The following is a 7,348-nucleotide window of genomic DNA, read 5'->3' as shown; positions in this document are numbered from 1 at the left end:
CACCGGCCTTCGCCGAACTCTTGGCTCCCGCCGCGGGGGCGTCGGCCGTCTTCCCGGCCGGCTTCTCCTCGTCGCCCTTGGTGGGGGCCGGGGAGGAGGCGGACGGCGCGGGGGTGCCGGAGGCGGTCGGCGCGGGCGCGGTCGCGGAGGGCGTCGGAGTCGCCGAGGGCGTACCGGCCTGCTTGCCACCGGTCAGTACGTCCCCGAGGGCGTCCCCGATCGTCCCGAGCAGCCCGCCGTCGGTGCTCTTGGAACTCGCGGACGGCGCGGGGGTGCCGACGGAGGTGTCCTTCGTGGCCGGCGCCTGCGCGGACGGCGCGGCCGCGGGCTTCGAGGCGGTCGAGGAGGAACCGGTGGCGGGGCTGCCGCCCTTGTCGTCATCGCCGGAACCTGAATCCGGCGAGGACGCCGTGCCGTCACCCGCACCGGCCTTGTCCCCGGCGGACGCCGAGGGGCTGGGGGTGGAGGAGCCTGTGCTCTCACCTGCGGAGGGCGAGGGGCTCGCGGAGGTGCCGTCCACCTTGCCGCCCAGCGCCTCGACGCAGTCCTTGTAGTCGGCCGCCTTCTGGCTGTTGGAGGCCGGGGTGCCGCCGCCGCTGTCGGCGATGGCGAGCGTGGACGTGAAGCCCATGCCCATCAGTACCGCCGTCGGCATCGCCACGGAGGCGATGGCCTTCCCGGCCGGCATGTGGAGCCGGGTGAACAGCAGCTTCTTGGGGGCCGCGTGGCGGGGCCCGGTTCTCGCACGGGACCCGTCCACATCGGGCCCGTGGGTCACCTCGTCAGCCGGCACTGTGCCTCCCGTTCGCCTCGTTGGCCGGGCTCGTTCCTGACAGGTCCATCGGCGCGCTCACCGGCTCCTCGCCGCGCGGGGCGGGGACGCCGTACCGGCCGGACTCCTCCGCCTTCGCCGCCGGACCGGGCGACCAGGCGATGCCCATGGCACCGCCCACCATGGAGAGGAGGAAGCCGATGACGAAGCCGCCGAAGTTGGACACGGGGATGGACACCAGCGCGAGCAGGATCGCCGCGACGCCCGCGAACACCCGTACATGCTTCTGGAACCAGAGGCTGATGCCCAGCACGATGAGCAGCACGCCGATGATCAGCGAACCGGCTCCGGCGGTGGTGGCCATCGCCACCGTCAGATGACCGATCTGCAGATGGGCGTACGGGAAGTACATGATCGGAAAGCCACCGAGCATGACGAACAGGCCGGCCCAGAAAGGCCGGGCGCCCCGCCAGGCGCGGAACTGCAGCCTCCGGCGGGTGAACTGGCCGGGTGCGGCGGCAGGAGTCTCGGCGCTCATGGAAAACAGCTCCCTGGTGCGGCATTGCTGTGGTGAAGATGTGGGCCGCGGGTGAAGCGGCGGCCGGAGAGTGGACGGGCGGGAGAGCTCTCACTCCCCCGCCCGTCAGGCAGTGCCTAGTAGCACTCGGCCTTGGTGCCCGTGGACAGGCCCATGTGCAGACCGTTGAGCTTGAAGGTTCCGGCGGTGGTCGCCCACGCCGTCTGCTTCACACCGGTCAGCTCGGCCCTGGTCGCCTCCTGGGCGAACCCGTACGGGTTGACCTGCTTGTTGGCGATCTCACCGCTCTTGATGCCGGGACCCTTGAGGTCCTTGCCCGCGACACCGATGTTGATGTCGTGGAACGTGGCGTCAGCGCCGAGGTCCTCGACGTCGATGTACAGGTTCTCGGCCTCGACCTGCTTCTTCGGGTCGGAGCTCTCACCGGCCGTCAGTCGCAGCGTGACCGAACCGATCCCGGGGATGCCGGGAGTGACGACCGACTGGCACATCTTGTGGATCGTGGCGTTGGAGAACGCCGAGACCGCCACCGGATGGGCCGTCTTCTCGCCGGTCAGGGTGTAACCCGAGTCGATCGCGCCGTACTGCGAGAAACCGGTGCCGTTGAGCGTGTCGGCAGTCACCTTGAACGACTGACCGGACACGCTGAACGACGCGGCGAGAGCACCCTGCGCGAGGGCGACGCCTATCACGGCCGTAGCGGCGACGCTGGGCACCATGACCACAGCGAAGCGCTTCCATCTGGTCCCGCCACGCACCTGGGACTCCATATTTCCTCCTTCTCGGACGTACATCTCCTGTCCCGGAATCGCCCCAGGGGGCGGCTCGGCCGGGCAGGGATGGGAGAAGTGCTACGTCCTCGGGAAGGGGAGCGCCCGTGCTCGGCGGCACGAACCCGCGCCCGAACAACCGGCGTTCACCCCCGAGCGACAACCACTGGTCGCGCCTGACGCACATCACGCACAACCTTCGGGACAGGCTTCACCGGGAAGGCGAAGACCCCCCTGCCCCAGAGCCGGCGCCACTGCCGCCGGCTCTGCTCGGTGGGGACCCAGAGTCTCCCGCGTCCCGGCCGGCTGCCGGGGTGCGGAAATGGACCGAGCGTGGCCGATCGTGGTGCATTCTCGCCGCCCGCACAAGGGGCGCCGTTACCGGCTAGTAACGGCGCGATAACCGAACAACGACCCAGCGGTCTCGGAGCGCGACAGACCGTGCCATCAGTGGGCAGAGCAAAGCCGTTGATCCTCGGGCGAAGCCGGACAGATCAACGGCTGTGACTTACTCGGAGTAACAGCTGGCCGGTTTACCAAGTTTTGGTAAAGCGTGATCACTCATGCACCAGACCGGCCATTCGGCGAGCCCGGCATCACGCGCCCCCCGCACCGACGCGGCGTCAGAACAGCGCCCGTGCCAGGGCTCTGCGCGCGGCCACCACCCTCGGGTCGTCGGCGCCCACGACCTCGAAGAGCTCCAGCAGCCGGCGGCGTACCGCGTCCCGGTCGTCGCCGGCGGTACGGCTCACGGTGTCGGTGAGCCGGCCGAAGGCGTCCTCGACATGACCGCCCACCAGATCCAGGTCGGCGGCGGCGATCTGGGCCTCCGCGTCACCGGGCTTCTCGGCCGCGTCCCGGCGCACGCGCTGCGGGTCCATGCCCTGCACGCGCTGGAGCAACTCGGCCTGCGCGAGACCGAGGTTGGCCTCGGTGTTGGCCGGGTCGTCCGCCAGCACATTGCGGTACGCCTGGACGGCGCCACCGAGGTCGCCCGCGTCCAGCGCCTCGACGGCGGCGGCCAGCAGGGCGTCGTACGGCCCCTCCGGCGCCTCGGCGGCGGGGGCGGCGCCCGGAGCGGCGTCCGGGTCGACGGTCAGACCGGTCAGGCCGAAGCGCTGTTCGGCGACCTGGATCAACTGGTCGAGGGTCTCCCGGATCTGCTGCTCGTCGGCCGCGCCCTGGAAGAGGGGCAGCGCCTGTCCCGCTACGACCGCGAAGACGGCGGGAATCCCCTGGACCCCGAACTGCTGCATCAGCATCTGGTTGGCGTCGACGTCGACCTTGGCGAGCAGGAAGCGCCCGTTGTACTCGACGGCCAGCCGCTCCAGCACCGGGCTGAGCTGCTTGCAGGGCTGACACCATTCGGCCCAGAAGTCGATGACGACCGGGACTTCGGCGGAGCGCTGGAGGACTTCGCGCTCGAAGCCCGCCTCATCGACGTCGATGACGAGGTCGGCCGGCGACACCGCGCCCGCGCCGCCGTGCCGGGCGGCTTCGGCGCGCGCCTGCTCCGCCTTGGCCTTGGCCTCCTGGGCCGCCTTCACCGCGGCGAGGTCGACGACGCCGCTCATGGACATGTTCCGTGGCTGCATGCGTCCATCCTCCCCCGTTCCGGCGCATGAAGGAAAAACACGATCGTGGTCGGCGATCGCGGTCGGCGCCGGGTCCCCACCCGCGCCGGTGTTCGTCGCCCGTGTACGTCCGTCACGAGCTTTCGCTACGAGTCGTAGCGTAATAGCAATGGGGGGTTCCACGACAGCGGTTTCCGGTGATCTCCCTCACGACCTGTCGAGCTGCCCGGTTAGGGTCCTCTTCATGCAGAGCCGCACCCCCGCCAGTCGTACCGGGCGCCCGCGCAGCGCCGCCGCGGATGCCGCGATCCTGGCCGCGACGCGGGAGGGGCTGGTGGAACTGGGCTGGTCCGGGCTCACCTTGTCGGACGTGGCCGCGCGGGCCGGGGTGGCGAAGACGACGCTCTACCGCCGCTGGTCGGGCAAGCACGAGCTGGTGGTGGACGCGGTGGCGGAGCTGTTCGACGAACTGGTGCTGCCCGACCGCGGCTCGCTGGCGGCCGACATCGAGGGCGTGGTGCTCCAGTTCGCGGCGATCCTGGACCGCCCGGAGGCCAAGTGCGGGCTGATGGGCGTGGTCGCGGAGTCGACACGGGACGACGCGCTGCGCGAGCGGGTGCGCACCTCGATCGTGGAGCGGCAGAAGCGGCTGGTGCTGGCCGGGCGGGCGCGGGCCCAGGAGCGGGGCGAACTCCCGGCGGAGGCCGACCCGGAGGAGTCCGCGCGCACGGTCGACCTGATCTTCGACATGGCGGCCGGGGCGGTGGTGCACCGCACGCTGGTCAGCGGCAAGCCGGCGGACGAGGAGTGGGCACGGGGCTTCACCCACATCCTCCTCCTGGGCCTCACCACCCCGGTCCCGAACCTCACCCCGCCGGGGGAAACGGTGAGTTGACGGGGGCTAGAACCCGGCCGGCTCGGTGTACACCCCCCACTCGTCGCGCAGCACCCCGCAGATCTCGCCCAGGGTGGCCTCCGCGCGTACCGCTTCCAGCATGGGCTCGATCATGTTGGCGCCGGAGCGGGCGGCGCCCAGCATGGCGTCGAGCGCCTTGCGTACGGCCGTGTCGTCGCGGGCGGCCTTGCGGTCGGCCAGGACGCGGACCTGCTCGCGCTCGACCTCGTGGCTGACCCGGAGGATCTCCAGGTCGCCGGTGACGGAGCCGGTGGCGACGTTGACGCCGACGACCCGCTTCTCGCCCTTCTCCAGCGACCGCTGGTAGCGGAAGGCGGATTCGGCGATCTCGCCGGTGAACCAGCCGTCCTCGATGCCGCGCAGGATGCCGGAAGTGACGGGGCCGATGGGGTGCTGTCCGTCGGGGTGGGCCCTCAGGCCCCGCTCCTTGATCTGCTCGAAGATCTTCTCGGCGTCCGCCTCGATGCGGTCGGTGAGCTGCTCGATGTACCAGGAACCGCCCAGCGGGTCCGCGACGTTGGCGACGCCGGTCTCCTCCATCAGCACCTGCTGGGTGCGCAGCGCGATCTCCGCGGCCTGCTCGCTGGGCAGGGCGAGGGTCTCGTCCAGGGCGTTGGTGTGCAGCGAGTTGGTGCCGCCGAGCACGGCCGCGAGCGCCTCCACGGCGGTACGCACGACGTTGTTGTACGGCTGCTGCGCGGTCAGCGAGACCCCGGCGGTCTGGGTGTGGAAGCGGAGCCACTGCGCCTTGTCGGTCTTCGCCCCGTACACGTCCCGCATCCAGCGGGCCCAGATGCGCCGGGCGGCGCGGAACTTGGCGATCTCCTCGAAGAAGTCCACGTGGGCGTCGAAGAAGAAGCTGAGGCCGGGGGCGAAGACGTCCACGTCGAGACCGCGGGAGAGGCCCAGCTCGACGTATCCGAAGCCGTCCGCGAGGGTGTACGCCAGCTCCTGCGCGGCCGTGGCACCGGCCTCGCGGATGTGGTAGCCGGAGACGGAGAGCGGCTTGTAGGCGGGGATGCCGGCCGCGCAGTGCTCCATCAGGTCGCCGATGAGGCGGAGGTGCGGCTCGGGCTGGAAGAGCCACTCCTTCTGGGCGATGTACTCCTTGAAGATGTCGGTCTGGAGCGTGCCGTTCAGCACCGCCGGGTCGACGCCCTGACGCTCGGCGGCGACCAGGTACATGCAGAAGACGGGCACGGCGGGCCCGCTGATCGTCATCGAGGTGGTGACGTCGCCGAGCGGGATGTCCCCGAAGAGGACCTCCATGTCGGCGGCCGAGTCGATGGCCACCCCGCAGTGCCCGACCTCGCCCAGCGCGCGCGGGTCGTCGGAGTCGCGGCCCATCAGGGTCGGCATGTCGAACGCCACGGACAGGCCGCCGCCGCCCGCCGCGAGGATCATCTTGTACCGCTCGTTGGTCTGCTCGGCGTTGCCGAAGCCGGCGAACTGGCGGATGGTCCAGGTCCGCCCCCGGTACCCCGTCGCGTGCAGCCCCCGGGTGAACGGGTACTCCCCCGGCCACCCGATCCGCTCGAACCCCTCGTACACGTCCCCGCTCCGCGGGCCGTACACCGGCTCGACCGCGTCCCCCGACAACGTACTGAAATCCGCGTCGCGCTTCCGCGCGCGGTCATACCGGTCCTGCCACCGCCGGCGGCCTTCTTCGATCGCGTGAGCGTCCATACCATCGAATTTACTTGGACGTCCTAGTAAATGTCGATGGGAAACCGCCGTACGGGTGTGTACGGCGGTTCCGGTTACGCCTTGACGGCCGCCGGGGACGGCTGTGCGACCTTGGCCTCCAGCTCGTGGCTGATCTTCCGCTCCACGAAGAACGCCGCGGTCGGGATGGTGCCCGCGATCAGCACCCAGAGCTGCTTGCCGACCGGCCACTTCGCCTTGGAGCCCAGGTCGAAGGCGAAGACCAGGTAGACCACGTAGAGCCAGCCGTGGGCGATGCCGATGATCCGCGTGAAGTCGCCGGCGCCGTTCAGGTGGAGCAGGTACTTGGCGATCACGCCCAGGGTCAGCAGGACCAGCAGCACACCGGTGACGTAGGACATCACCCGGTAGCGGGTCAGCACGCTCTTCTTCATGGGTACGAGCGTAACCACGCGTTCCGGGAGATCTTGCCCCAGGGTGGCTCCCGCGCGGTCCCGCAGGTCAGGCGTCGTCGAAGTCCCCCGCCGCCACCCTCAGTGGCCGCAGGAGCGTGAAGATGTCGCCGCAGCTCTCCGCGTCGTAGGCGCCGAGGCCGAAGTCCATGGCCATGAGGTCCCGCGTGGCGGCGTCGACGACTTCGCGGCCCTTGTCGGTGATGACGGCGAGGGTGCCGCGGCCGTCCTTGGGGTTGGGCCGCTTGGCGACCAGGCCCGTCCTGACCAGGCGGTCGACCGTGTTCGTGACCGAGGTGGGGTGGACCATCAGCCGTTCGCCGATCTTGGACATGGGCAGCTCACCCTCCTTGGAGAAGGTGAGCAGCACCAGCGCCTCGTAGCGCGCGAAGGTCAGCCCGTACGGTTTGACCACGGCGTCGACCTCGGCCAGCAGGATCTGCTGGGCCCGCATGATCGAGGTGATCGCGGCCATCGAGGGCACGCTTCCCCAGCGCTGCTTCCAGAGCTCGTCGGCACGGGCGATGGGGTCGAAGGGGAGACTGAGAGGCTTGGGCACGTCATCAGACCCTACCGGCCGGTCATATCGCGGGCAGCCCCGTCTCGGCTTTCGGTCACCCGGCACGCCACGGCGAGCGCCACGCAGCACCCCGTGCCCACC

The 7,348-nt window shown here is 70.4% G+C and carries 7 protein-coding genes and 1 pseudogene; 1 reads left to right on the top strand and 7 read right to left on the bottom strand.

Annotated features, from left to right (window positions below; translation table 11 throughout):
- The 4 genes and pseudogenes from CCN33_RS24195 to CCN33_RS24175 all read right to left on the bottom strand — a co-directional run.
- Window positions 1-793 (bottom strand): annotated as a pseudogene (locus CCN33_RS24195) (hypothetical protein); the annotation flags it as partial.
- Complete coding sequence (locus CCN33_RS24190; RefSeq protein WP_086695607.1) at window positions 783-1,310, bottom strand: DUF6114 domain-containing protein; 528 nt, start codon at window positions 1,308-1,310, stop codon at window positions 783-785. The gene CCN33_RS24190 and the pseudogene CCN33_RS24195, both read right to left, overlap by 11 nt.
- Window positions 1,311-1,426: 116 nt before the next feature.
- Window positions 1,427-2,080 (bottom strand): DUF6230 family protein, encoded by a 654-nt coding sequence (locus CCN33_RS24185; RefSeq protein ID WP_086695606.1) that lies wholly within the window; start codon window positions 2,078-2,080, stop codon window positions 1,427-1,429.
- Window positions 2,081-2,703: 623 nt separating this feature from the next.
- Complete coding sequence (locus CCN33_RS24175; RefSeq protein ID WP_086695605.1) at window positions 2,704-3,675, bottom strand: tetratricopeptide repeat protein; 972 nt, start codon at window positions 3,673-3,675, stop codon at window positions 2,704-2,706.
- 223 nt (window positions 3,676-3,898) lie between these two features.
- Between CCN33_RS24175 and CCN33_RS24170 the strand changes: the two genes are divergently transcribed.
- A complete protein-coding gene (locus CCN33_RS24170) occupies window positions 3,899-4,549 on the top strand; it encodes a TetR/AcrR family transcriptional regulator (RefSeq protein WP_086695604.1) in 651 nt (216 codons plus the stop codon).
- A 6-nt stretch (window positions 4,550-4,555) separates the two neighbouring features.
- Here the strand turns inward: CCN33_RS24170 and icmA are convergent, their stop codons facing one another.
- From icmA to CCN33_RS24155, 3 genes are all read right to left on the bottom strand, one after another.
- Window positions 4,556-6,256 (bottom strand): coenzyme B12-dependent isobutyryl-CoA mutase large subunit, encoded by a 1,701-nt coding sequence (gene icmA, locus CCN33_RS24165; RefSeq protein ID WP_086695603.1) that lies wholly within the window; start codon window positions 6,254-6,256, stop codon window positions 4,556-4,558.
- Window positions 6,257-6,330: 74 nt separating this feature from the next.
- Window positions 6,331-6,669, bottom strand: coding sequence for a DUF3817 domain-containing protein (locus CCN33_RS24160; protein WP_086695602.1), 339 nt, complete (start codon window positions 6,667-6,669; stop codon window positions 6,331-6,333).
- Window positions 6,670-6,736: 67 nt separating this feature from the next.
- A complete protein-coding gene (locus CCN33_RS24155) occupies window positions 6,737-7,246 on the bottom strand; it encodes a MarR family winged helix-turn-helix transcriptional regulator (RefSeq protein WP_086695601.1) in 510 nt (169 codons plus the stop codon).
- Window positions 7,247-7,348: the final 102 nt, after the last annotated feature.

The organism is Streptomyces recifensis, from assembly GCF_002154615.1.
GTDB lineage: Bacteria > Actinomycetota > Actinomycetes > Streptomycetales > Streptomycetaceae > Streptomyces > Streptomyces griseoluteus.
The sequence above is the reverse complement of the archived record's forward strand: the minus strand, read 5'-3'. Positions and strand labels throughout refer to the sequence as shown.

What these genes read in the sequence shown, in the direction of transcription:
- CCN33_RS24190 (WP_086695607.1), bottom strand. Translation starts at nt 1,310, where the DNA reads ATGAGCGCCGAGACTCCTGCCGCCGCACCCGGCCAGTTCACCCGCCGG.
- CCN33_RS24185 (WP_086695606.1), bottom strand. Translation starts at nt 2,080, where the DNA reads ATGGAGTCCCAGGTGCGTGGCGGGACCAGATGGAAGCGCTTCGCTGTG.
- CCN33_RS24175 (WP_086695605.1), bottom strand. Translation starts at nt 3,675, where the DNA reads ATGCAGCCACGGAACATGTCCATGAGCGGCGTCGTCGACCTCGCCGCG.
- CCN33_RS24170 (WP_086695604.1), top strand. Translation starts at nt 3,899, where the DNA reads ATGCAGAGCCGCACCCCCGCCAGTCGTACCGGGCGCCCGCGCAGCGCC.
- CCN33_RS24160 (WP_086695602.1), bottom strand. Translation starts at nt 6,669, where the DNA reads ATGAAGAAGAGCGTGCTGACCCGCTACCGGGTGATGTCCTACGTCACC.
- icmA (WP_086695603.1), bottom strand. Translation starts at nt 6,256, where the DNA reads ATGGACGCTCACGCGATCGAAGAAGGCCGCCGGCGGTGGCAGGACCGG.